The organism is Kitasatospora sp. NPDC091207, assembly GCF_044768625.1.
Taxonomy (GTDB): Bacteria; Actinomycetota; Actinomycetes; order Streptomycetales; family Streptomycetaceae; genus Kitasatospora.
The window spans coordinates 586,549-609,232 of record NZ_JBIVVS010000001.1 but is presented as its reverse complement, the minus strand read 5'-3'; the positions used below and the strand labels follow the sequence as shown (position 1 = coordinate 609,232).

At 74.0% G+C, this 22,684-nt stretch carries 24 protein-coding genes; 8 read left to right on the top strand and 16 right to left on the bottom strand.

Features of this window, described 5'->3' with window-relative positions:
- Positions 1–255: 255 nt before the first annotated feature.
- Complete coding sequence (locus ACIQTO_RS02710) at positions 256–1,014, bottom strand: phosphoglyceromutase (protein WP_402381914.1); 759 nt, start codon at positions 1,012–1,014, stop codon at positions 256–258.
- Between the two features lie 208 nt (positions 1,015–1,222).
- On the opposite strand from ACIQTO_RS02710, the gene ACIQTO_RS02705 reads away from it, so the two are divergent.
- Positions 1,223–2,503 carry an MDR family MFS transporter gene (locus ACIQTO_RS02705; RefSeq protein WP_402381912.1) on the top strand — a complete coding sequence of 427 codons (1,281 nt, stop codon included), beginning with the start codon at positions 1,223–1,225 and terminating at the stop codon, positions 2,501–2,503.
- 42 nt (positions 2,504–2,545) lie between these two features.
- On the opposite strand, the gene ACIQTO_RS02700 is transcribed toward ACIQTO_RS02705, so the two are convergent.
- Positions 2,546–3,061 carry a YbjN domain-containing protein gene (locus ACIQTO_RS02700; RefSeq protein ID WP_402381909.1) on the bottom strand — a complete coding sequence of 172 codons (516 nt, stop codon included), beginning with the start codon at positions 3,059–3,061 and terminating at the stop codon, positions 2,546–2,548.
- Between the two features lie 75 nt (positions 3,062–3,136).
- Positions 3,137–4,462 carry a D-inositol-3-phosphate glycosyltransferase gene (mshA, locus tag ACIQTO_RS02695; RefSeq protein WP_402382721.1) on the bottom strand — a complete coding sequence of 442 codons (1,326 nt, stop codon included), beginning with the start codon at positions 4,460–4,462 and terminating at the stop codon, positions 3,137–3,139.
- Between the two features lie 459 nt (positions 4,463–4,921).
- Here mshA and ACIQTO_RS02690 point away from each other — a divergent pair, with 459 nt between their 5' ends.
- Positions 4,922–5,752: a class I SAM-dependent methyltransferase gene (locus ACIQTO_RS02690; RefSeq protein WP_402381906.1), complete on the top strand. Its 831-nt coding sequence runs from the start codon at positions 4,922–4,924 to the stop codon at positions 5,750–5,752.
- 310 nt (positions 5,753–6,062) lie between these two features.
- On the opposite strand, the gene ACIQTO_RS02685 is transcribed toward ACIQTO_RS02690, so the two are convergent.
- On the bottom strand, positions 6,063–6,623 hold the full coding sequence (locus ACIQTO_RS02685; RefSeq protein WP_402381903.1) for an O-acetyl-ADP-ribose deacetylase: 561 nt from the start codon (positions 6,621–6,623) through the stop codon (positions 6,063–6,065).
- Positions 6,624–6,865: 242 nt separating this feature from the next.
- Between ACIQTO_RS02685 and ACIQTO_RS02680 the strand changes: the two genes are divergently transcribed.
- Positions 6,866–8,350, top strand: coding sequence for a PP2C family protein-serine/threonine phosphatase (locus tag ACIQTO_RS02680; protein ID WP_402381900.1), 1,485 nt, complete (start codon positions 6,866–6,868; stop codon positions 8,348–8,350).
- 147 nt (positions 8,351–8,497) lie between these two features.
- On the opposite strand, the gene ACIQTO_RS02675 is transcribed toward ACIQTO_RS02680, so the two are convergent.
- From ACIQTO_RS02675 to ACIQTO_RS02650, 6 genes are all read right to left on the bottom strand, one after another.
- A complete protein-coding gene (locus ACIQTO_RS02675) occupies positions 8,498–8,851 on the bottom strand; it encodes a DUF2516 family protein (protein WP_402381897.1) in 354 nt (117 codons plus the stop codon).
- Positions 8,852–8,995: 144 nt separating this feature from the next.
- Entirely contained in the window at positions 8,996–9,568 is a 573-nt protein-coding gene (locus ACIQTO_RS02670) for a hypothetical protein (RefSeq protein WP_402381894.1), read from the bottom strand.
- Between the two features lie 18 nt (positions 9,569–9,586).
- Complete coding sequence (locus ACIQTO_RS02665) at positions 9,587–10,003, bottom strand: helix-turn-helix domain-containing protein (RefSeq protein WP_402381891.1); 417 nt, start codon at positions 10,001–10,003, stop codon at positions 9,587–9,589.
- A gap of 206 nt (positions 10,004–10,209) precedes the next feature.
- Entirely contained in the window at positions 10,210–11,001 is a 792-nt protein-coding gene (locus ACIQTO_RS02660) for an ABC transporter permease (RefSeq protein ID WP_402381889.1), read from the bottom strand.
- Positions 10,998–11,960 (bottom strand): ATP-binding cassette domain-containing protein, encoded by a 963-nt coding sequence (locus tag ACIQTO_RS02655; protein WP_402381886.1) that lies wholly within the window; start codon positions 11,958–11,960, stop codon positions 10,998–11,000. The genes ACIQTO_RS02660 and ACIQTO_RS02655 overlap by 4 nt, the downstream gene beginning before the upstream one ends.
- A gap of 20 nt (positions 11,961–11,980) precedes the next feature.
- Positions 11,981–12,649, bottom strand: coding sequence for a DUF4097 family beta strand repeat-containing protein (locus tag ACIQTO_RS02650; RefSeq protein WP_402381883.1), 669 nt, complete (start codon positions 12,647–12,649; stop codon positions 11,981–11,983).
- A 225-nt stretch (positions 12,650–12,874) separates the two neighbouring features.
- Here ACIQTO_RS02650 and ACIQTO_RS02645 point away from each other — a divergent pair, with 225 nt between their 5' ends.
- Positions 12,875–13,645: a helix-turn-helix domain-containing protein gene (locus ACIQTO_RS02645; RefSeq protein WP_402381880.1), complete on the top strand. Its 771-nt coding sequence runs from the start codon at positions 12,875–12,877 to the stop codon at positions 13,643–13,645.
- A 121-nt stretch (positions 13,646–13,766) separates the two neighbouring features.
- Here the strand turns inward: ACIQTO_RS02645 and ACIQTO_RS02640 are convergent, their stop codons facing one another.
- The 3 genes from ACIQTO_RS02640 to ACIQTO_RS02630 all read right to left on the bottom strand — a co-directional run bounded on the left by ACIQTO_RS02640 (position 13,767) and on the right by ACIQTO_RS02630 (position 15,721).
- The gene (locus tag ACIQTO_RS02640) at positions 13,767–13,958 is read right to left on the bottom strand and encodes a hypothetical protein (protein ID WP_402381877.1); all 192 of its coding nucleotides are present in this window, start codon (positions 13,956–13,958) and stop codon (positions 13,767–13,769) included.
- Positions 13,959–14,050: 92 nt separating this feature from the next.
- Positions 14,051–14,563 carry a deaminase gene (locus tag ACIQTO_RS02635; RefSeq protein ID WP_402381874.1) on the bottom strand — a complete coding sequence of 171 codons (513 nt, stop codon included), beginning with the start codon at positions 14,561–14,563 and terminating at the stop codon, positions 14,051–14,053.
- A gap of 45 nt (positions 14,564–14,608) precedes the next feature.
- A complete protein-coding gene (locus ACIQTO_RS02630) occupies positions 14,609–15,721 on the bottom strand; it encodes a MerR family transcriptional regulator (protein WP_402381872.1) in 1,113 nt (370 codons plus the stop codon).
- A gap of 255 nt (positions 15,722–15,976) precedes the next feature.
- Between ACIQTO_RS02630 and ACIQTO_RS02625 the strand changes: the two genes are divergently transcribed.
- Positions 15,977–16,606, top strand: a complete 630-nt coding sequence (locus tag ACIQTO_RS02625; protein ID WP_402381869.1) for a YceI family protein — start codon at positions 15,977–15,979, stop codon at positions 16,604–16,606.
- Between the two features lie 156 nt (positions 16,607–16,762).
- On the opposite strand, the gene ACIQTO_RS02620 is transcribed toward ACIQTO_RS02625, so the two are convergent.
- A complete protein-coding gene (locus tag ACIQTO_RS02620; protein ID WP_402381866.1) occupies positions 16,763–17,728 on the bottom strand; it encodes a LysR family transcriptional regulator in 966 nt (321 codons plus the stop codon).
- Positions 17,729–17,838: 110 nt separating this feature from the next.
- On the opposite strand from ACIQTO_RS02620, the gene ACIQTO_RS02615 reads away from it, so the two are divergent.
- Together ACIQTO_RS02615 and ACIQTO_RS02610 are read left to right on the top strand one after the other, a co-directional pair.
- The gene (locus ACIQTO_RS02615; RefSeq protein WP_402381864.1) at positions 17,839–19,086 is read left to right on the top strand and encodes an MFS transporter; all 1,248 of its coding nucleotides are present in this window, start codon (positions 17,839–17,841) and stop codon (positions 19,084–19,086) included.
- A 10-nt stretch (positions 19,087–19,096) separates the two neighbouring features.
- Positions 19,097–19,582, top strand: coding sequence for an Appr-1-p processing protein (locus ACIQTO_RS02610; protein ID WP_402381861.1), 486 nt, complete (start codon positions 19,097–19,099; stop codon positions 19,580–19,582).
- A gap of 19 nt (positions 19,583–19,601) precedes the next feature.
- Here the strand turns inward: ACIQTO_RS02610 and ACIQTO_RS02605 are convergent, their stop codons facing one another.
- The gene (locus ACIQTO_RS02605; protein WP_402381858.1) at positions 19,602–20,147 is read right to left on the bottom strand and encodes a GNAT family N-acetyltransferase; all 546 of its coding nucleotides are present in this window, start codon (positions 20,145–20,147) and stop codon (positions 19,602–19,604) included.
- A 185-nt stretch (positions 20,148–20,332) separates the two neighbouring features.
- Between ACIQTO_RS02605 and ACIQTO_RS02600 the strand changes: the two genes are divergently transcribed.
- The gene (locus ACIQTO_RS02600; protein WP_402381855.1) at positions 20,333–21,169 is read left to right on the top strand and encodes a TetR family transcriptional regulator; all 837 of its coding nucleotides are present in this window, start codon (positions 20,333–20,335) and stop codon (positions 21,167–21,169) included.
- A 144-nt stretch (positions 21,170–21,313) separates the two neighbouring features.
- Here ACIQTO_RS02600 and ACIQTO_RS02595 read toward each other — a convergent pair whose 3' ends face one another.
- Positions 21,314–22,618, bottom strand: a complete 1,305-nt coding sequence (locus tag ACIQTO_RS02595; protein WP_402381853.1) for a GNAT family N-acetyltransferase — start codon at positions 22,616–22,618, stop codon at positions 21,314–21,316.
- Between the last annotated feature and the right edge of the window lie 66 nt (positions 22,619–22,684).

Here is a 22,684-nt window from a genome sequence, read left to right as displayed (position 1 = left end):
TGGATGGAGAGTGCGCCGGGCACGGGCGCGCGCTGGGGGGTGCGGCGGCCACGGAAGATCCGTTGGCATGCCTGTGCCAGGTCAGTGCTCACACGGTAGGAGCCCCCGGGGCGGCCGTCAATGGTCTGAACCACCTTGCCGAACCACCCCGCGAACCGTCGAACCCCCTTGCGGCACAAGAGGGTTGGACCCGAGCCCGGAAAGCCGACGGCCCCGCCTCCCCGATGGGGAGGCGGGGCCGGTACGGCTTCGGGCCTACTTCTTGCCCTGGTTCTTCACGGCCTCGATGGCGGCCGCGGCGGCGTCCGCGTCGAGGTAGCGGCCGCCCTTGGCGACCGGCTTGAAGTCGGCGTCCAGCTCGTAGACCAGCGGGATGCCGGTCGGGATGTTGAGGCCGGCGATGTCCTCGTCGGAGATGCCGTCGAGGTGCTTGACCAGCGCGCGCAGGCTGTTGCCGTGGGCGGTGACCAGGACGGTCTTGCCGGCGGCGAGGTCCGGGACGATGGCGTCGTACCAGTACGGGAGCATCCGCTCGACGACGTCCTTGAGGCACTCGGTGTTCGGGCGCACCTCGCTCGGGATGTCGGCGTAGCGGGCGTCACCGGCCTGCGAGTACTCGGCGTCGTCGGCCAGCGCCGGCGGCGGGGTGTCGTACGAGCGGCGCCAGAGCTGGAACTGCTCCTCGCCGAACTCGGCCAGGGTCTGGGCCTTGTCCTTGCCCTGGAGGGCGCCGTAGTGGCGCTCGTTCAGGCGCCAGCTGCGGCTGACCGGGATCCAGTGGCGGTCGGCCTTGTCCAGGGCGATCTGCGAGGTGCGGATCGCGCGGCGCAGCAGCGAGGTGTGCAGCACATCGGGGAAGAGGCCCTCGGCGGCGAGGAGCTCGCCACCACGTGCGGCCTCCTTCTCGCCCTTCTCGTTGAGGTCGACGTCGACCCAACCGGTGAACAGGTTCTTCTGGTTCCACTGGCTCTCGCCGTGGCGGAGGAGGATGAGTCGGTACGTCGTGTCAGCCATGGCCCCCAGCTTAGTGGAGCCCGGAAAAGCCCTGGCCTGGGCCCACAGGCTTTGTGTAATGTGTGCCTCGCCTTAGTGACACTTACCACTCCGCAGCGCGGACATGCCGGTCCGCTCAGCGGGATGCCTGCCGCCCGGGAGCCCCCACGTGCCCGATTCGCCCCTTCCCGTCCGTATCCGAAGAGCCGCGAGCGAGACGGTGGGCGGATTGCCCCGGTCGTTCTGGTGGCTCTGGACGTCGACCCTGATCAACAAGCTCGGCGCGTTCGTCGTCACCTTCCTGGCGCTCTACCTGACGACCGACCGGGGCTACTCCGCCTCGTACGCGGGCCTGGTCGCCTCGCTGTTCGGCCTCGGTTCGGCGATCGCGGCGATCGCCGCCGGTGTGCTGACCGACCGGATCGGCCGGCGCCCGACCCTGGTCGCCGCGCAGCTCGGGACGGCGCTCTTCACCGCGGTGCTCGGCTTCGCCGACGGCCAGGTGGCGATCGCGGCGGTCGCCTTCCTGGTCGGCTTCTGCAACAACGCGACCCGGCCGGCCACCTCGGCGATCATCGCGGACATCGTGCCCGCCGAGGACCGGGTCCGCGCCTACTCGCTGAACTACTGGGCGATCAACATCGGCTTCGGCCTCTCGGCGGCCGCCGCCGGCCTGATCGCCACGCACGGCTACCTCACGCTCTTCCTGCTGGACGCGTTCTCCACCCTGGTCTGCGCGGTGGTGATCTTCGTCCGGATCCCCGAGACCAAGCCGGACGCCGCGGCGGTGCGGGCGGACCAGCCCGCGGTCGGGCTCGGCACCGTCTTCCGGGACAGCCGGTTCATGGCGGTCGTGACACTCAACCTGCTGCTCGCGCTCGTCGCCCAGCAGGGCAGCACCACCCTCGCCGTGGACATGGGCCGCGCCGGCATCACCTCGACCCAGTACGGCCTGGTCATCGGCCTCAACGGCCTGCTGATCGTGGTGCTGCAGATCCCGCTCACCCGGTGGATGGAGGGCCGCAACCGGACCGCCCTGCTGGTCGCCAGCGCGCTGTTCATCGGCTGGGGGTTCGGGCTGACCGCGCTCGCCGGGTCGTCGGCGTGGTTCTACGCCTTCACGGTGGCGGTCTGGACGATCGGCGAGATCCTGAACACCCCGACCTTGATGGGGCTGGTCGCGGAGCTGTCGCCGACCCACGCGCGCGGCCGCTACCAGGGCGTCTACTCGCTCTCCTGGTCGCTCGCCTCGTTCCTCGGCCCGGCGGCGGGCGGGGTGCTGCTGGAGCGGGCCGGCGGCGCGGTGATGTGGGGCGCCTGTGCGGTCTGCGGCACCGTCGCGGCGGCCGGGTACGTGCTGCTCGGACGCCGCCCGGGCGCGGCGACGGCCGCCGTACCGGCGCGGCGGGCACCGGTGGAGGTGACGGTGGTCGAGGTCGAGCCGCCGGCCGGGGTGCCGGTGAAGGCGGCGGCACGGCCCGTGGTCGGGACGGCGGCGGCCGACTCCTGAGGCGGAGGCGGTCCGGCGCCCGGCCGGCCCGCGCCCGGCCCGCTACTGCGGCGCCGGCGGCGCGGCGAGGTGCGCGAAGGCGGCCAGGTTGCGGGTGGACTCCCCGCGCTTGGTGCGCCACTCCCACTCGCGCCGGATCGCCGAGGCGAAGCCCAGTTCCAGCAGCGTGTTGAACGGCTCGTCGGCGCTCTCCAGCACCGTCCCGAGCAGCCGGTCGACGGAGTCCCCGGTGAGCGCCTCCAGCGGCAGCCGGCCGGCCAGGTAGACATCGCCGAGCTGATCGATCGCGTAGGCGACCCCGTACAGCCGGGTGTTGCGCTCCAGCAGCCAGCGGTAGACGGCCTCGTGGTTCTCGTCCGGGCGGCGGATCACGAAGGCGTTCACCGAGAGGGTGTGGTCGCCGACCCGCAGGGCGCAGGTGGTGCTCAGCTTGCGGGTGCCCGGAAGGGTCGCCACCAGGGTGTACGGGTCGGTGCCGGCCGGCTCCCAGGCCACCCCGGCGTCGTCCAGGGCGGTGCGCAGGAGGGTGAGGGCCTCGTCCTTGGTGCGGATTGCCATGGAGGTGACGTTACTCGGCGGTACCGGTGGCGCGCAGCAACGGACGCGCGCCGACCGGTCCGCCGACCGGTGTGCTCAGGCCAGTCGGAGCCGGGACCCGGTGAGCCGCCCCGCCGGGCGGGCCAGGCTGGCGGCGTACACCTCGGCGGTGGTCGCCGCCGCGGTGTCCCAGCCGAAGCCGGCGGCGTGCCGGGCCGCCGCCTCGCCCCGCCGGTCGACCAGCGCCGGCTGGGTGACGTACGGCTCCAGCGCGTGCGCCCAGGCCTGCGGGTCGTGGCCGTGGACCAGGGTGCCGGTCACGCCGTCCCGGACGGCGACCGGCAGACCGCCGACCGCGGCGGCCACCACCGGGGTACCGCAGGCCTGCGCCTCCAGCGCGACCAGCCCGAAGGACTCGCTGTACGAGGGCATCACCAACGCCGTCGCCGCGCGGTACCACTCGGCGAGCAGCGCCTGGCCGACCGGCCGGTGGAAGCGGACGACATCGCCGATGCCCAGCTGCGCGGCGAGCTTGTGCAGGCTCTCCGGCTTGGCCAGCCCGGTGCCGGACGGACCGCCGACCACCGGGACCACCAGCCGCTCGCGCAGCCCCGGCCGGCCCTCCAGCAGTGCCGCGACCGCCCGGAGCAGCACGTCCGGCGCCTTCAACGGCTGTATCCGGCCGGCGAACAGCAGCACCGCGGCGTCCTGCGGCAGTCCGAGCCGGGCCCGCGCGGCGGCGCGCGCGCCCGGGCCCCCGGGCCGGAAGACGTCCAGGTTGACGCCCGGGTGGACGACGGCGAGCTGGTCGGGGCGGGCCGCGTAGTGCAGGGCCAGCTCGGCGGCCTCCTCGGTGGTGTTGGCGATCAGCCGGTCGGCGGCCTCCACCACCTGCGTCTCACCGATCACCCGGGCGGCCGGCTCGGGGGTGTCGCCCTCGGCCAGCGCGGCGTTCTTGACCTTCGCCATGGTGTGCATGGTGTGCACCAGCGGCACGCCCCAGCGCTGGGCAGCCAGCCAGCCGACCTGGCCGGACAGCCAGTAGTGCGAGTGGACCAGGTCGTAGTGGCCGGGGCGGTGACCGGCCTCGGTGCGCAGCACGCCGTGGGTGAAGGCGCAGAGCTGGGCCGGCAGGTCCTCCTTCACCAGGCCCTCGTACGGGCCGGCGGTGACGTGGCGCACCAGGACGCCGGGGGCCAGCTCGACGGTGGGCGCGTCGTCCGAGCAGATCGCCCGGGTGAAGACCTCGACCTCGATGTCGAGCTCGGCCAGGCGCTTGGCCAGCTCCACGATGTAGACGTTCATCCCGCCCGCGTCACCGGTGCCGGGCTGGTGCAGCGGCGAGGTGTGGACGCTGAGCATGGCTATCCGGCGCGGACGGCGCTGGCGGCCCGGGACGAGCGACTGCAGCCGGCCCCGCACGGGCGGGGTCGGCTGGGCTCGGCGTACCGGACGGACGGGGTGCTGGATCACCTGGCTGAAGCCTCCTCTGAGCTGCCCGTCTCTGCAGCCTGCTTGCCTGCGTGCTGGTCGGTGTGCTGCCGCCCGTGCCGCACCGCCGCGTCGCGGTCGCGACCCGGCGGCATGCCGCCCCGTCCGGGCGCGCATCACCACCAGTGTGCCAACCACGTGGTCATCGACCGGCATTCCCGTCCCGGTCCATGAGATGGCCCACCGACGGGGGCGGGAGGTGGACGGGCGGCGGGAGGGCGGGCCCGCGCGCCGGGGCGGAGCGGAGCGCGGGTGGCGCCGGGAGGCGTCCGGTGGTGCCCGGGGGGGTACGGCGGGGCGTGCGGCGGAGGCAGGCGCCGGGGCGGTGCGGGAGGACGGCGGAGTGGGTGGCGGGGTCGACGGCCGGGGGCCGGCCGTAGGCTTTCCGGCATGGCCGCCTCCTTCGACTCCGCGACCGCGCCTGCCCGCGGGCGGTCGGGACGCCCGGTGGGGACCGTGACCCGCGGGACCACCAACACCAACCGGTTGCGCCGGATGGACCGCTGGATCGCCCACACCCTGGGGCCCGCGCTGCGGTCCGCCGACCGGCCGCCGGTCGCCGTCGACCTCGGGTACGGCGCGGCGCCGTGGACGGCCGTCGAGCTCTCCGGGCGGTTGCGGACAGTGCGGCCGGACGTCCGGGTGGTGGGGATCGAGATCGAGCCGGAGCGGGTCGCGGCGGCGCTGCCGTACGCCGAACCTCCGCTGCTCACCTTCCGGCGCGGTGGCTTCGAGGTGCCGCTGGACGGCGGCGCGCCCGCCCAGCTGATCCGGGCCGCCAACGTGCTGCGGCAGTACGACGAGTCGGCGGTGGCCGGGGTCTGGGAGCGGCTCCGGGCCCGGCTGGCACCGGACGGGCTGCTGGTGGAGGGGACCTGCGACGAGATCGGGCGCCGGCACGTCTGGGTCGCGATCGGACCGGAGGGCCCCCGTACGGTGACCTTCGCGGCCCGGCTGGGCGGCCTCGGACTGCCCTCCGACCTGGCCGAGCGGCTGCCCAAGGCGCTGATCCACCACAATGTGCCGGGCCGGCCGGTGCACGCCTTCCTCGCCGACTTCGACCGGGCCTGGGCGGCGGCCGCGCCGTACGGGGCGTTCGGCGCCCGGCAGCGCTGGGTGGCCGCGTGCACGGCGCTGGCGGGCAGCTGGCCGCTGGTGGACGCGCGCGGGCGGTGGCGGCAGGGCGAGGTCACCGTCCCCTGGTCGGCGCTCGCTCCGTAGCCGGCGGCGGACCCGGCGCGGCCCTGGGCGGCCACCGGGTGGCGCCGGTCCGGGCCGGAGCGGGTGAGCGAGCCCGGGGATTCACTCGAACGAGTTATCGAATACCTCTGGCGTGTTGACGCCCCGTCACGCCACGATGGGGGCACTCGGCCGACGCCTCACCTTTGACCCTTTCCGACGCCCTCCGACCCTTCCCGCCCTTCCGGCCCGGCGATCCGCCTCGCCTCTCCCCTTCTCCTCGCCACCACTCCGACCGCGACCCACCACCGGTCCCCCGGCTCCCGCCCTCGGCCGCTACGGGTTCCGGCCCCTACGGCCGATCCCCGTCGAGCCCCAACACCCGCCACTCCCGCTCGAACGCCAGGTACGCCTCCGTCCCGAACAGCACGAATCGCACCTCCGCCAGCTCTCGCGCCGGCCCCGACCTCGCCGCCGTGACGGTGCGGAGCGCGATCCGGGCCGCGTCCTCCAGCGGCCACCCGTACACCCCGGCCGACACCGCCGGGAAGGCCACCGTGCGCGCGCCGAGCTCCACCGCCACCCGGAGCGACTCGCGGTAGCACGAGGCCAGTTGCTCGGCCCTCTTGTCGTACTCCTCCGCCCGGTGGACCGGCCCCACCGTGTGGATCACCCAGCGGGCCGGCAGCCGCCCTGCCGTGGTCGCCACCGCGTGCCCGGTGGGCAGCCCCTTGCCGTGGTGCCCGGCACGGAGCCTCCGGCACTCCTCCAGAATCTGCGGCCCGCCCTTGCGGTGGATCGCACCGTCCACGCCACCGCCGCCCAGCAGGGAGGAGTTGGCGGCGTTCACCACCGCGTCCACCTGCTGTTCCGTGATGTCACCCTCGACCAGGGTGATCCGCGTCACCGTCATGTCAACCCTCCGCTGTCCGTCCCGGAGCTCGCAGGCGCGTGCTCCGGCTGCCGCCCCGTCCCTGTCACCCCACCGCCGACCGCACCGCCACCGGCGTGGCAAGAGCCACAACGGCGCCGGGCGGCCGAAGAAATCCCCGGAGTCACGTTATGGTCGCGAGAAGTTCCCCGGCGCAGAGTGCCAGGCGGGCACTGCGGACGGGCGCCGACCGTTACGCACTCGGGGAAAAGGAGGATCAGTCGATGCCCGCAACGGGAGACGGGCGGGCACCTGGTGCCCCGGACCTGTTGGGTGCCCTCGACGGCACCCTCTCCGACCGCGCCCGCAACCGGTCCGCCGCCACCGAGCAGTCGGCCGGTCCGGCCGCCGCGACTCCGCCGATACCCCACCCCCGGTCGAAGGCCTCCGGCACCACCTCCCCGGGCACCTCTCCCGCCGGGCCGTCCGCCGCCCCGCTCAAGCTGCTGGTGATCGAGGACGACGCCTCCGACGCCCAGCTGCTCAAGGCCGCGGTGGCCGACAGCGGCGCCCCGATCGAGATCCACTGGGCCCGCGGGCTGGAGCAGGCCTCCGAACTGCTGGCCGCCGGCTCCTCGGGAAGCCGACGCGGACGACCGCGCGCCGGCGGCTTCAGCTGCGTGCTGCTCGACCTGGCCGCCCCCGCCGACCTGCCGCACCCCTCGGACGCCTCGGACGGTCTGGAGGGCCTGCACGAGCTGCTCCGACGGGCACCGCACACCGCCGTCGTGGTGCTCACCGACGCCGCCGGCGCCGAGCTGGGAGCCGCCGCGGTGGCCGCCGGAGCACAGGACTTCCTGATCAAGCACGAGACGGACGGCCCGCTGCTGGCCCGTGCCCTGCGGTACGCCGTCGAACGCAAGCGGGCCGACGAGTCGCAACGCCGGCTGGTCGAGGCCGAGCTGCGCGGTCAGGAGAACGCCCGCCTCCAGCGTCATCTGCTGCCCACGCCGCTGCTGGACGGCGCCGGGCTCTCCTTCACCCGGCGCTACCGCCCCGGTCGCCGCCGCGCCCTGCTCGGCGGCGACTTCTACGACGCCGTCCGCACCGACGACGGCACCGTCCACGTGGTGATCGGGGATGTCTGCGGGCACGGCCCGGACGAGGCCGCCCTCGGGGTCGCCCTCCGGATAGCGTGGCGCACCCTGGTCTTCGCCGGCCTCACCGGCGAGGCGCTGCTGACCACCCTCCAGCACGTCCTGGAGCACGAGCGGCGCAGCGACGAGATCTTCGCGACGCTCTGCATGCTGGTCATCGAACCCGGCGACGCGCCCGGCGGGCTCGACTCGCTCGGCGCCGTCGAAGAGGCCCGGCTGTACCTCGCCGGACACCCCGCGCCCCTGCTGCTCGGCACGGACCACAAGCCGGTGACGCTGCCGGCCGACCCGGCCGGGCCCGCGCTCGGCCTGCTGCCCTGTGACGACGGCCAGGCCGTCTGGCCGGCGCACCGGCTCGAACTCCGCCCCGGCTGGCGGCTGCTGCTCTACACCGACGGACTGATCGAGGGCCGGGTCGGCGCCGGCTCCCGCCGGCTCGGCCAGGACGGACTGGCCGACCTCGTCGGCGACCACCAGTCCGCCGGGCTGACCAGGGGCCGCCTCATCGACAGCGCGATCGCCGAGGTCGAGGAGCTGAACGGCGGCGCACTGACGGACGATGTCGCCGTCCTGCTGCTGGAACGCAACCCGGTGCAGCTGCTCCTCGGCTGAGGTGGCCGAGGTGTCCGGTCCGGCGCCGACCGGACACCGAACGCCGGACGGCGCGGGGGAACGCGGCGAGCCCCGGTGGTCGCGGATCCGCGACCACCGGGGCTCGGCGTTCCTTGCCCGGCTCCGCCGCCGGCGGGCCGTGCTGGGCTACCAGGGGCCGTACGGGCCCATGTTGCGCTGGTCGCCCCGGCCGCCACCGCGATTGGTCAGCTCCCGGATCGCCGGCCGCACATCGACCGTGTAGACGATCGCGGCCACCAGGCCCGCCAGGGTCAGGAAGCTGGTCAGGAAGTTCGCCCCGAACAGCAGATCGAGCCCGAACGCGATGCCCAGGACGGCCAGCCAGAACCCCTTGGTCTTCTTGTCCGCCGCCCGGTAGCCGTCCTCCGGGCGGGTGGCCGCGTCGATCAGTGCGAACAACTTGAATCCCAGGATGGCGACGGCCAGCCACCAGAACGGGTTCAGGTAGTCCAAGCCCAGGATCTGAGCCACTCCGCCCATCGCGGTCTCCTCTGCGTCTCGGCTCCGGCGTGCCGGCCGCCGCCCATCCTGGCACGGCCGGCCCCGCCACGGTGTCAACGTCCCGAGGTCACCGGATGTGCCCCGGGCCGCGCGTCGCCCACCGGATCGCGGTGGTGCCGACTGCTACTCGGCAGCCTTCTTGGCGCGGGCGGCCTTCTTCGGCGCGGGCGCCCCGGCCGGCTCGACGGCCGGCTCGTCGTCCTCGACCAGCTCGGCGTCGACCGGCTCGTCCTCGACCAACTCGGGCTCGACCAACTCGGGCTCGACCAACTCGGGCTCCGCGGCGGACCGCGCCGTCGCCGGCTCGACCGCGTCGGCCTGACCGCCCCGCTCGACGACACCCTTGCCGCGCTCGGCCAGCTCGTCGTAGGCCTCCTTGGCCTTCACCGCCAGCTCGACCGCACGGCCGACCTGCTGCAGGGCGAAGCTCTGCGCCTTCTCCTGGAGCACCTTGAGGTCGGTGGGCAGGGTGGTGACGGTGCCCGCGACCTTCGCCTGCGCCTCGACCAGCCTGGCCTGCGCGTCCTGGAGCCTGGCGGTGGCCTTGTCCTGCGCGCCCTTGCGGTCCGCCGCCAGGGCCTCGACCTTGCCGGGCACCTCGCGCAGCTTCTCGTAGGCGAGGTCGCCCGCGCCTGCGAGCGCGTAGAGCGGGGTCGGGTCGCTCAGGGTCTTCTTGATCTCGTCCGTGATCGGCATGGCCGGTCCTCCCGTGGTCTAAATTGCCGGGCCGGCGGCCGTCGGGCCATCGGCTTCGGGGTCGTCGGGCGCCGCGTCCGTGTCCTCGCGGGCGGCGTTCTCCTTGAGGAAGGCGTCGTAGACCGCGAGCAGCGCCTGCTTCTGCTGCTCGTTGATCAGCGGATCGGCCAGGATCGAGGCCCGCAGCTCCAAGCCCTCACCCCGCCGCTCCTCCAGGATCCCGGCCTGGACGTACAGCGTCTCCGCCGAGATCCGCAGCGCCTTGGCGATCTGCTGCAGGATCTCCGCGCTCGGCTTGCGCAACCCTCGCTCGATCTGGCTGAGGTAGGGGTTGGACACGCCGGCGGCCTCCGCCAGTTGCCGCAGCGAGTACTGCGCGTTCCGCCGCTGCTCGCGGATGTACTCGCCCAGCGAGCCGACGTTCAGTGAGGCCATGCGCCCACCCTGCCGCACCGTGCTTGCAAATGCAAGCACGGTGCTAGCAACAGCAAACGTGGCGCGCCGGACGCGGCCCGACCCGCCGGTGGACGGCCGGCGGCGGGCCCGGGAACGCCGACGGGCGGCGTACGCCGACGTGGTGCCGGAGTGCGCCGCCCTGGGGCGAGCCGAGTGGCGGGAGGTGACCCGCGCCGTCACGGCGGTTACTTCGGGTCGCGGTTGAAGGTCGAGGTCGACCAGAAGTAGCCGAGCACCGCGAGCCCCACGCACCAGGCGACCGCGAGCCACCCGTTGTGGCCGATCCCGGTGCCGAGCAGCAGGCCGCGCAGGGTCTCGATGGCCGGCGTGAACGGCTGGTACTCGGCGACCGGCTGGAACCAGCCGGGCATGGAGTGGATCGGGGTGAAGGCGCTGGAGAGGAGCGGCAGCAGGATCAGCGGCATCGCGTTGTTGCTGGCGGCCTCGGCGTTCGGGCTGACCAGTCCCATGCCGACGGCGATCCAGGTGAGCGAGGTGGCGAAGAGCACGAGCAGTCCGAACGCCGCGAGCCACTCCAGCACGGTGGCGTCCGTGGAGCGGAACCCGATGGCCACGGCGACGGCGCCGACGAGGACCACGCTCATGACCGACTGCAGCACGCTGCCGACGACGTGCCCGACGAGCACCGACGGGCGGTGGATCGCCATCGTGCGGAAGCGGGCGATGACGCCCTCGGTCATGTCGTTGGAGACGGACACCGCGGTGCCGACCACGGTGCTGCCGATGGTCATCAACAGCAGCCCCGGGACGACGTACGCGATGTAGGCGGAACGGTCCGGAGCTCCGCCGCCGATGCCCGAACTCATCGTGTCGCCGAAGATGTAGACGAAGAGCAGCAACAGCATGATCGGGGTGAGCAGCAGGTTCAGGGTGAGCGACGGGTAGCGCCGCGCGTGCAGGAGGTTGCGGCGCAGCATCGTGTTCGAGTCGCGCAGGGCGAGGGAGAAGGAACTCATCGGACTGCCTCCGTCGGCTGGTCGGGGATGGTGGTGCCGCCGGTCAGGGCGAAGAACACGTCGTCGAGGTCGGGGGTGTGCACGGTCAGCTCGTCCGCCTCGATGCCCGCGGAGTCCAGCCGGTCGAGGACGGCGCGCAGTTCGCGCTGGCTGCCGCCGCTGGGGATCTGCAGCGCCAGTGCCTCGTCGTCGCGGGCGACCTCGCGCAGGGCGAGGGCGGCGGAGCGGTACGCGGCCGGGTCGGTGAAGCGCAGTCGCACGTGTCCGCCGGGCACGAGCCGCTTCAGTTCCCCGGCGGTGCCCTGGGCGGCGATCCGGCCGTCGTGGAGCACCGCGATGCGGTCGGCGAGTTCGTCGGCCTCGTCCAGGTACTGGGTGGTGAGGAAGACGGTGACGCCGTCGGAGACCAGTTCACGGATGATCTGCCACATGGTGTGGCGGCTGCGCGGGTCGAGGCCGGTGGTCGGCTCGTCGAGGAAGATGATCCGCGGATCGCCGACCAGCGTCATGGCGATGTCCAGGCGGCGCTTCATGCCGCCGGAGTAGGTGGAGGCGGGCTTCTTCGCGGCCTCGACCAGGTCGAAGCGCTCCAGGAGCCCGGCGGCGGTGCGGCGGCCCTCGCGGCGGGAGAGGTGGTGCAGGTCCGCCATGAGGAGCATGTTCTCTTCGCCGGTGATCAGGCCGTCGACGGCGGAGAACTGGCCGGTGACGCCGATCGCGGCACGCACCGCCTGGGGGTCGCCGGCCAGGTCGTGGCCGCCGACGCGGATGTCGCCGGTGCCCCGGTCGGCGGAGACGAGGGTGGAGAGGATCTTGACGACGGTGGTCTTGCCGGCCCCGTTCGGGCCGAGCAGGGAGAAGATCGTTCCTTCCGGGACGGCCAGGTCGACGCCGTCGAGCACGACCTTGTCACCGTAGGACTTGCGCAGCCCGTTCGCCGCGATGGCCAGGTTGGTCATGGTGGGTGACTCCTTCGGATTCAGAGGCTGCGGGCGGTGATGTCGCCCTGCGTGGTGGTGGCGTGGATGGTCAGCGCGGCGGTGCCCTCGGCGTTCCTGAGCGCGTTGTGGATCCGGCCGCGGCCGGTGCCGGCGTCCAGGGAGGCGGAGACGCCGGGGGCCGCGTCGACCGACAGATCGCCATCCAGGGTGCGCAGGGTGACGGTGCCGGCCAGGGCCTCGGCGATCCGGATGTCGCCCCGCTGGGTGCTGAGTTCGGCGGGGCCGCCCAGGCGGCCGATCGTGATGTCGCCGTCGAGGACGGTGAGGCGGGCGCTCGCGACCTCGTCGAGTTCGACCGGGCCCTGGGCTCCTTCGAAGACGACGTCGCCGAGCCGTCCGACGCCCCGCAGCTCGGCGCCGGCCGCCTTCGCCTCGACACGGGAGCCGGCGGGCAGCTGGACGGTCACCTCGACGGAGCCGAAGCGGCCGAGGAGCCGGTTCTTCTCCGGCGCGGTCCCGATCCGCAGCACGCCGTCCTCGTAGGTGACGGTGACCTGCTCCGCGGCCTTCACGTCGCGCCCCTTCGCGGCGTCCGCGGGCAGGACCTCGACCGTGGTGTCCGCCCGGTCGGCGGCGATGAACCGGACGCGCCCGGCGGGGATGTCCAGGACGGCGGCGATCGGGGCGGCGGCGGCGAACTTCTGCATCGTGCTCTCCTGCGGCTCGTTGTTTCTGACATTGGAAAAGCTACGTTGCGTTCGCACATCACGCAACAGACTCGTTGCGCCAAATTGCCATCACTGCAGCTGGATGCCCAAATATCGTTGCAACGAGCGTACTTCTAACGCAACGTCAACCACCTCATTCGTTGCATTGGATAGGAAGTGAACGCTATGCTGACGGGCATCAGGGAACCGTGGAAGGAGATCGCGATGCCGGGAGGCAGGCTCACCCAGCAGGAACGTCAGCAGATCGCGCTGGGGGTGGCCGACGGACTCGCCTACGCGGAGATCGCCCGACGCCTCGACCGCCCCACCTCGACGGTCACCCGCGAGGTGATGCGCAACGGCGGCCCCACCGCCTACCGCGCCGACCTGGCCCACCGCGCCACCGAACACCGCACCCACCGGCGCAGGCAGGCCGCGCCCCGGGGGTCGGCGGCGCCCGCGCAGACCGACGGACGCGACGCCGAGGCCGTGCGCGAGTACGAGGAGGTGTTCACCACCCTCCTCATGGGATCGGGCCTGCCCAGGATGACGGCCCGGGTGCTGGCCTCCCTCTACACCACCGACGCGGGCAGCCTCACCGCGTCCGAACTCGTCCAGCGCCTCCAGGTCAGCCCGGCGTCCATCTCCAAGGCGACCACCCTCCTCGAATCCCAGGGCCTGATCCGCCGGGAACGCGACGAACGCCGCCGCGAGCGCTACATCGTCGACAGCGACGTCTGGTACGACGGCATGATCGCCGCCGCCCGGGGCCACAGCCGGTTGGCGGAGACCGCACGGCAGGGCGTCACCATCCTCGGCCCCGACAGCCCGGCGGCCGTCCGCCTGGAGGGCATCGCGCGCTTCGTCGACTTCGTCGGCGAGAGCATGGCCCGCGCCGCGGAGCAGGCCCGCGAGATCCTCTCCACCAAGCCCGCGCCGCCCTCGGGCGGTGCTGCCGAGCCGGTCCCGGACCGCGGGCAGCCGGCCGGGTCCTGACGGTCACGGCCGGTCGTCGTGCCCGGTGGCCGCCCCTGATCCGGACGGGTGCGGACGGGTGCGGGAGGGCGGCCGGAGCGAGCCCGGGAGCCCCGCACCGCCCGCCTCGGCCAGTCCCTGCCTAGTCCCCGCCGCCGCCGGAACGGTTGCCGCCGCGGCGGCGGTTCCTGCGCAGATCGCGCAGCAGGTCGCCCGCCGAGAGGGTCGCCGCCGCCACCGCGCGGACCCACCGGGGCCCGCCGCGGTCCGCCCACACGACGCAGACGCACCCGCCGACGGCGAGCACCAGCACCCCGAGCACCAGAACGGTCATGATCCACCCCTGCAGTCGTCCGTACGGGCTCCGGCAATTCTCTCAGGCCGGGTGGAAACGGGGCAAGACGCCCGACCGGCCCGGACGGGGGGTCAGGCCGCGGCTCGGGTGATGCCGGGCCAGAGCCCGGGGAGGGAGTCGGGAAGGGAGTCGGCGGGGGTGCTGCCGGCCCGGGCGGCGAGGCGGGCGGTGCGGGCCGCGCGGGGGCCGCCCCGGCGCCGTGCCCGGCGCCCACCGCCCACCGCCCACGGGTCCGGGGCGAGGAAGCGGACGACGCCGACGCCGGTGAAGCCGGCGGCGGCCGCGCACATCCCGCACGGCTGGTGACTGCTCCACAGGGTGTGGACGGCGAGGTCCCACCCGGTACGGGCCAGCGCGTTCAGCTCGGCGTGCGCGAGCGGCGTGCCGTGGAGCGGGTCCGTCCCGCCCGGCGGGTCGTACGCGCGGTTGCGGCCCTCGGCGACGATCACGCCGTCGGCGTCGGTGAGGACCGCGCCCACCGGCAACCCGCCGTCGAGCCAGGCGCGGTGGGCCGGCTCCGGACAGCGCCGCGCGCCGGGTGCGAGGGCTGCCCAGGAGGCGTCGAAACCGTCGGTGTTCGCCATCCGGCCGAGGCCGGCGAGCGGGCCGCCCCGGCCGGCATCGGCGGATCAGACGAGCTCGGGCACCCGGACGGGCATCAGGATGGAGAAGGTGCCGTCACGGCCGGCCGTGCGAATGGCCAGCGGGGCGATGGGGCCGGTGAGTTCGAGGACGAGTTGCCCGGGACCGGCGGCCGGGAGGGCGTCCAGGAGGAAGTCGCGGTTGACGGCCACCCGGACGTCCCCGGGCGCCGGGTCGCCGCCGTCGACGACGGTGAGCCGCCCGTCCCGGCCGAGGGTGAGCACGGTGACCTCGCAGTCCTCGCCGTGCGGGCCCGAGGGCAGCCGGCGGGTGGCGCCGGACTCGACGGCGCCGCGCAGCTCGGCGGCGGGCAGGCCCACCCGGTGGACCGGGTCCAGCCGGACCAGCGACCGGTAGTCGGGGTAGTCGTGGTCGAGGGCGGCGCCCTCGATCCGGTGCCCGCCGGTCTCGACCCGGACGGAGCCGGGGCCGAGGGTCAGCCGGGCGTGTTCGGCGCCGGAGCCCAGCAGCGCGCGGATGCCGTCGACCAGGGCGGTCGGGACGATCGCGGCGGTCGGGCCCCCGTCCGGCGCACCCGGCGCGGGTACCGGCAGCGGCACCTCGGCGAGCGCCATCCGGTACCGGTCGGTGGCGACCAGCCGCAGCAGCCCGCCGTCCAGGTCGAACAACACGCCGGACAGCACGGGGACTTCGGGGTCGGAGCCGACCGCGAACCGGACCGCGCCGAGGGCCTCGGCGAGCTCGCGGGCGGGGACGGTGACGGTGTGCGCGGCGGGGGTGGCGGTCACGGGGTTCTCCCTCTGGTCGATCAGCGTGCGGATCAGGGAGAGCTCCCGGCGCGCGTCGGCGAGGCCCGCCTCCAGGTGGCGCAGGTGCGCGTCGACCACCTGGTGGGCCGTGCCGGAGCCGGGCTCCGCGCCGAGCACGGCCCGGATGCCGGCCAGTGGCAGGCCGACCCGCCGGAGGCGGCAGAGCAGCCGGGCGTCGGCGAGTTGGCCGGGTGCGTACCAGCGGTAGCCGGTCTGCGGGTCGACCCGGGCGGGGGTGAGGACGTCGGCGCCGTCGTAGAAGCGCAGCGCGCTGACGCCGAGGCCGCTGTCGCGGGCCAGTTCACCGATGCTGCGCAGGTCGCTCTCCATGCCCCGGACTCTGTGGCCTCGACCAGGTCGAGGGTCAAGCCGCACGGCCGGACCGGGGACGACGATACCGATCGCGGCCGGCACCGCCCCCGGCACCGCTGTCGCCGGGGCCCACCCCCCGCCGGCCCCCGCCCCGCCGTCCGGGTGGTTCCGCGAGCCACCCGGACGCCATGGTTGAACTTTGAACGAAACCGTCCTAGAGTGGAGCCAACAAGTTGAAGCCTAAACAAATGGCTTCGGACCCGAGGAGGAGCCATGGGCCTTTTCAACCGCACCAAGACCACCGCCACGACCACCACCGCCACGACCACCACCGCCGTCGCCGAGGCCCCGGCCGGCCCGGACCTGGGCCACCTCAGCGGCGACTGGGCGATCGACACCACCCACAGCGAGGTCGGCTTCTCGGTGCGCCACGCCATGGTCACCAACGTCAAGGGCCGCTTCACCGAGTACGTCGGCAAGCTGCACCTGGACGGCACCTCCCCGCACAACTCCAGCGCCGAGCTGGTGATCAAGGTCGCGAGCATCGACACCAACCAGGCCCAGCGCGACGAGCACCTGCGCACCGGCGACTTCTTCGCCGCCGAGACCTACCCGGAGATCCGCTTCCGCAGCACCTCCGCCGAGCGCCTGCGCGGCGACTCCTACCGGATGACCGGCGAGCTCACCATCAAGGACACCACCCGGCCGATCGTGCTGGACCTCGACTACACCGGCAGCGCCACCGACGCGTACGGCGCCGAGCGGGTCGGCTTCGAGGGCGCGGCCGTGCTGGACCGCACCGACTGGGGTCTCAGCTACAACGCCGCGCTGGAGACCGGTGGCGTGCTGATCGGCGAGAAGGTCAAGCTCAGCTTCGACATCTCCGCCGTCAAGGCGGCCTGACCCGGCCGACGGCGCCACTGCCCCGCGCGCCCGGCACCGGCCGTTCCGGTGACAACCGCCCCGGGCCGGACCGGCGCGCCCGCACCCGACCCGCCCCTGCCGACCCCCGAGCGGCAGGGGCGGGATCGCGCTCCGGCCGCGCGCCTGCGGCCGTGCCTACGCCGCGAGCAGCGCGGCGTCGGACTCAGCCAGCCAGCTGTCGGCCGGGCGGCGCAACCAGCCCTCGCGCGCGCCGAGTTCGGCGGCCGCCGCGCCCAGCGCGGCCAGGCCGGGGTGGAGCGGCTCCGGGCGGTGCACCAGGCTGACCAGGGTCAACGGCACCGGCTCGACCAGCGGCACGTTCACCACCCCGGGGATCAGCGGGCCGCCGGTGGTGGTCAGCATCGGGTCGCCGTGCCGGGTGAGGTAGCGGGCGGTCTCGTCCACCCCGACCGGCGGGACGTACGGCGCGGCCGGCGCGAGGCCGTGGGTGCGCAGCAGCCGGGTGCCGAGGTCGGCCCATTCGGTGGTGGCCGGGTTGCCCGCGCAGACGTCCACCGGGTGCCCGGCCAGGTCGGCGAGCCTCAGCACCGGCCGGCCGGCGAGCGGGTGGCCGGCCGCCATCATCACCGAGACCCGCTCCAACCGGACCGGCGTCTGGGCCAGTTGGGCACGCGTCCCGGCCGGCAGGCCGGCGAAGCGGCCGAACGCGGCATCCAGCCGGTGCGCCACCAACTCCTCGGCGGCCGCCGCGAGTCCGCCGAGGAAGCGGGCCAGGATCTCACCTTCCGGCCAGGCGGCCCGGGCCCGTTCGAGCACCCGGTCGGTGGTCAGGTCGGGCCCGGTGACATCGCTGTTGAGGTCCAGCAGCAGCGGGCGCCGCTCGGCGCCGTTGACGATCTCGTCGTGCAGGGCGAGCAGTCGGCGGGCCCGCGGCAGCAGCCGCTGCCCGGCCGGGGTGAGGCCGACGCTGCGGGTGGTCCGGGTGAGGAGCGCGTCGCCGAGCAGCCTCTCCAGCGTGCGGATGTCCCGGCTGAGCGCCTGCTGGGCGACGTGCAGCCGCTGGGCGGCCCGGCCGAAGTGCAGGGTCTCGGCCGTCGCGACGAAGCCCCGGAGCAGCCGGGGGTGCAGGTCATGGGGCATGGCGGCAGATTAACAACACCATGATGTGAGTGCGGCGAAACAGGTGTTGGACCGGGACGGGGCCACTGCCCGAGGCTGGAGCCCTCCCCCTCCCCTCCCCGAGGAGTTCCGTGCTCGCGTCCTACCGACGACTGTTCGCGCCGCCCGGTACCGTCGCGTTCACCCTGGCCGGGCTGCTCGGCCGGCTCACGATGTCGATGACCGGCGTCGCGCTGGTGGTGCTGCTCTCGGAGCGGCGCGGCTCGTACGCGCTGGCGGGCACCGTCGCGGCGGCCGGCCTGGTCACCGGCGCGATCGGCATGCCGCTGATGGGCCGGCTGGTCGACCGGTACGGGCAGGCCCGGGTGGCCGTCCCGGCCACCGTGTACAACGCCGTTCCGCTCCTCGGCCTGCTGCTCTGCGTGCGGCTCGGCGCGCCCGACTGGACGCTGTACGCCTGCTGGGCGGCCTGCGCGGCGGCGCCGAACCTGGGCGGTATGGCGCGGGCCCGCTGGGCGCACCTGTACCGGGACGACCCGGCTGCCCGGCACCTGGCCAACTCCTTCGAGCAGTCGCTGGACGAGCTCTGTTTCATGGCCGGACCGGTGCTCGCGATGGTCCTCTGCACCGCGGTGGCGCCGGAGGCCGGTCTGCTGGCCGCCGGCGTCTTCGGCAGCGCCGGCGCCCTGCTGTTCGCCGCCCAGCGCCGGACCGAACCCCCGCTCGCCGACCGGACGCCGGACCGGCGGCACGGCTCGCCGCTGCGGATCCCCGGGCTGCGGGTGCTGCTGCTGACCTTCCTCGCCACCGGCGTGGTCTTCGGCTCGACGGAGCTCACCACCGTGGCGTACGCCGACGCCCTCGGGCACAAGCCGCTGGCGGGCGCGCTGCTGGCACTGGTCGCGGCCGGGTCGTGCGCGGCCGGGCTGGTCTTCGGCCTGCTCCGGCCGCGCCGGGCGCCGGGCGCCCGGTTCCTGTCCGGCGTCACGGCGATGGCCCTGCTGCTGCTCCTGCCGCTCGCCGCCGGCCTGGGCGGCGCCGGGCTCGCCCTGCTCGGGGTGGCCCTGTTCGCGGCCGGGACGGGTACCGCTCCGACCATGGTCACCGGTATGACGCTCGTCCAGGAGCTGCTCCCGCGGCGACAGTTGAACGAGGGCATGGCGGTGGCGGTCTCCGGCATCGTGATCGGCATCTCGGCCGGGGCGGCGCTGGCCGGCGCGGTCGCCGAGCACGCCGCCCCCGGGACCGGCTACTGGCTGCCGGCCGGCGCCGCCGCGCTCGCCCTGCTGATCGCCCTGGCCGGGCGCCGTCATCTGCGCGCTCCGACCGCTCCCTCGGCGGAGCGGGAGTCCGGACGGGTTGTCAGTACCGCGCGTTAGCGTGACCACCATGGAACCGGCCGTCATCCGCTACCTCCGCGGCGATGCCACCGCGCCCCAGGGCAAGGGCGTGAAGGTGATCGCGCACGTCTGCAACGACCTCGGCGGGTGGGGCCGGGGTTTCGTCCTGGCGCTCTCCCGGCAGTGGCCGGAGCCGGAGGCCGCGTACCGGCGCCGGCACCGGGAGCGCGCGCGGAACGACTTCGGCCTGGGCGCCGTGCAGGTGGTCCAGGTCGAGCCGTACGTCCGGGTGGCCAACATGGTCGGCCAGCGCGGCATCCGGACGGGCCGTTCGACCGGCGCCCCGGTCCGGTACGAGGCGATCGACACCGCCCCGGCGACGCTGGCCGGGCAGGCGCTGACGCTCGGCGCCTCCGTCCACATGCCCCGGATCGGCTGCGGTCTGGCGGGCGGGCGCTGGGAGCTGGTCGAGCCGCTGGTGACGGCCCGCCTGGTGGACCGGGGGGTGCCGGTGACGGTCTACGACCACGACTGAGCAGCGGCCGCGAGCCGTGCTACCGCGCCGGCGCACCGTCCCGGGCCCCGGCGCCCGGCCAGGTGTACTCGTACTCGGGCAGCGCGTACCCGCCCGGGAAGACGCCCTCCTGCTCCGCCGTCCGGCGGCCGCCCTCGCGCTCGTAGAAGGCGACCGCCCGGGTGTTGTCGCGCAGCACCTCCAGGTAGAGGTCGGCTCCGGGGTGGCACGTCGCCAGGTGGTCGTGCACGGCGTCGAGCAGCGCGTGGCCGATGCCGCCGCCGGTGCGGCCGGGCCTGACGTGCAGGTTGTCGAGCAGGATCCGGCCGTCGGGCTGCGGCACCACATAGGCGAACCCGACGGCTTCACCGGCCTGTTCGGCGATCAGCAGCTCGGGCGTGTTGGCCGGTTCGCCGTAGTCGGCGGCCAGCCGCAGCGCCCACACCTCGCTCCGCTCGTCGGCCAGCCCGTCGCCCAGTGCCTGCTCCGGGACGATGCCGGCGTAGGCGGTCCGCCAGCTGAGGGCGTGCAGCTCGGCAACGGTCGCGCTGTCGGCCGCGGTGCCGCGGCGGATGGTGACGTCCATGGGGCGAGCCTGCCACAGTCGCGGACTTGAACATGTTCAAGCTTTGGCCCTACAGTCGTTCCCATGCTTTTGAACACGTTCGAAAGACAAGAGGGCGGAGCGTCGGCACCGGATGCGGAGGGGGCATCCGGTACCGCGCGCACCGACACCGGCTGGAGCTGACCGATCCGGCTAGGCTCGGGGCCGTGGACGACCTGGCAGCGACGAACGGCGCGAACGACAAGACGAGCACGAACGGCACGGACAGCCCCGAGGACGCGACCGGCGCGCCGTCGGCCCCGGCGGCACCGGCGGCACCGGCCGGCGAGGTACGCGGCAGCCGCGCCCAGCCGAAGACCGACAAGAGCGAGCAGACCCGGGCGCTGATCCTGGAGACCGCCATGCGGCTGTTCCAGGAGCGCGGCTACGACAAGACCACCATGCGCGCCATCGCCACCGAGGCGGGCGTCTCGGTCGGCAATGCCTACTACTATTTCTCGGCGAAGGAATTCCTGATCCAGGGATTCTACGACCGGATGACGCATGACCACGCGGCGGATGCCAGGAACCGTATGGCCCACACCCGGGATTTCGCCGAGCGCCTGGAAATCGCGCTGACCTCCTGGCTGGACACCGCCGCGCCGTACCACGAGTTCGCCGCGCAGTTCTTCCGGACGGCCGCCGACCCGACCAGCTCGCTGAGCCCGTTCTCCAACGAGTCCCACCCGGCCCGGGCGACGGCGGTCGCGCTGTTCCACGACGTCCTCCAGGGCTCCGAGCTGGCACCGAAGCTGGACGCCGAACTGGTCGAGCTGCTGCCCGACGTGCTCTGGCTGCACCTGATGGTCGTGGTGCTCTACTGGGTCTTCGACCACACCGAGGACACCGAGCGGACCCGGGAATTCGTCCGCCGGTCCACCCCGATGGCGGCCCGGGTCATCAATCTCTCGCGCTACCGGGTATTCCGCCCGATCGTCCGCGACGCCAAGGGCCTCATTCAGGACTTCATCCTGCCGACCATCGGGAAGACCGCCGTCAAATAGCGGCAGGAAAGACCGGGGACAAGGCAACGGCCGGACGCCCCGAAGGTTCGGAGCGCCCGGCCGTGCAGCCCTCGGGTCGGCGTGTCGCGGGTGCCCCGGCCGGCCCGGACCGAGCGGACGCCGCACAGCGCCGCCGACGACGGGTCAGAAGATGTCGGGGTTCCAGGCCCGCAACGGCGTGCGCAGCAGCAGGTCGGCGGCGGCGGCCGCGCCCGGCCGCAGCTCGGTGACCAGGCCGGCCGCAGCCAGCCGGGGGGCGGTCTCGCCGCCCAGGTACAGCGAGCCGAGCGCGGAGGCGTCCAGCGCGAGGTCGGCCTCGTCCGTGGTGCGGGTGCAGCGGCCGCTGCCGTCGGCGGCGACCTCGACGGCCCACCGGCCGGCCGCGAAGCCGTCCCGGTCCTCGACCTCCAGCACCACCCGGCCGGGCGCGCCGTACGTCCGGGCGTCGAAGGCGGCCTCGACGTCGAGCACCCGGAGCCACATGAAGTCGGCGTTGTCCACGTAGGGGGTGGCGGCGCGCGGGTCGGCCAGCAGCAGCGGCAGCGGGTTGTCCGGTCCGATGTTCTCGGCCACGACCTTGCGCACCCAGTCGACGGAGAGGACGAACCGCCACAGCTCGGCGGCGGTGCCCAGGTCCAGCGCGAGGAAGTCGACGACGGTGAGGGTGCAGTTCGGGTAGCTGCCGTCCCAGTTGTCGTCGACCCGGTAGACGACCAGGCCGGTGGCGGTGCCCTCGGCGTCCCGGTGGACGGCGGCGAAGGGCTCCTTCCAGTCGAAGCCCGACACCTGGATCTCCCCGGTGTGGCGCTTCCACCAGAGCTCGTCGCGGGCGATCGCGCCGGGCTGGGTGAGCCGCCAGCGGTCGTGCAGCTCGGGGCCCGCCTTGCGCAGTTCCTCCATGGTGGCGAAGTCGATCCGCCCGCCGGGCACGGTCGGCAGGCCCGCGCGCAGGCCCCGGGCCCGCAGCAGGTCGACGTTCCAGCCGTGGCCGCGGGTGGCCGGGCCGAAGCCGAACCGGCCGTAGATGTTGTACTCGGCGGCGACCAGGATGGCGACGGCCGTGCCGCGCTCACGGGCGGCCGCCAAGTCCCCCGTCATCATCCGGCTGAGCAGGCCGCGCCGGCGGTGGGTGGCGGACACGGTGACCGAGCTGATGGCGTCCGCCTCGACGACCGCGCCACCGGGGACGGTCAGTTCGACGTCGAAGCTGCGGAAGGTGGCGACGTGCCGGCCGCCGTCCAGGGCCGCGAGCACCCGGCCCGGCTGCCACTGTTGGCGCCGGAAGTCCGCCGCGCTCTCCACGTGCGAGCGGAGGAACCCGAGGACGAGTGCCCGGTCCCAGCCCTCGATCTCGTCCACGTCGATCGCCCGGATCTCGACCCCGCCGACGCGCTCGTCCACCCGGCCGTTGCCCGGGTCGCGGGTCCCGCCGTCCACATCAGTGCCCATGACGTCACGGTACGACCGCCTTCCGAGGACGGCACCTGATTTTCGAGCCCGCGCCGGACGGCGCCG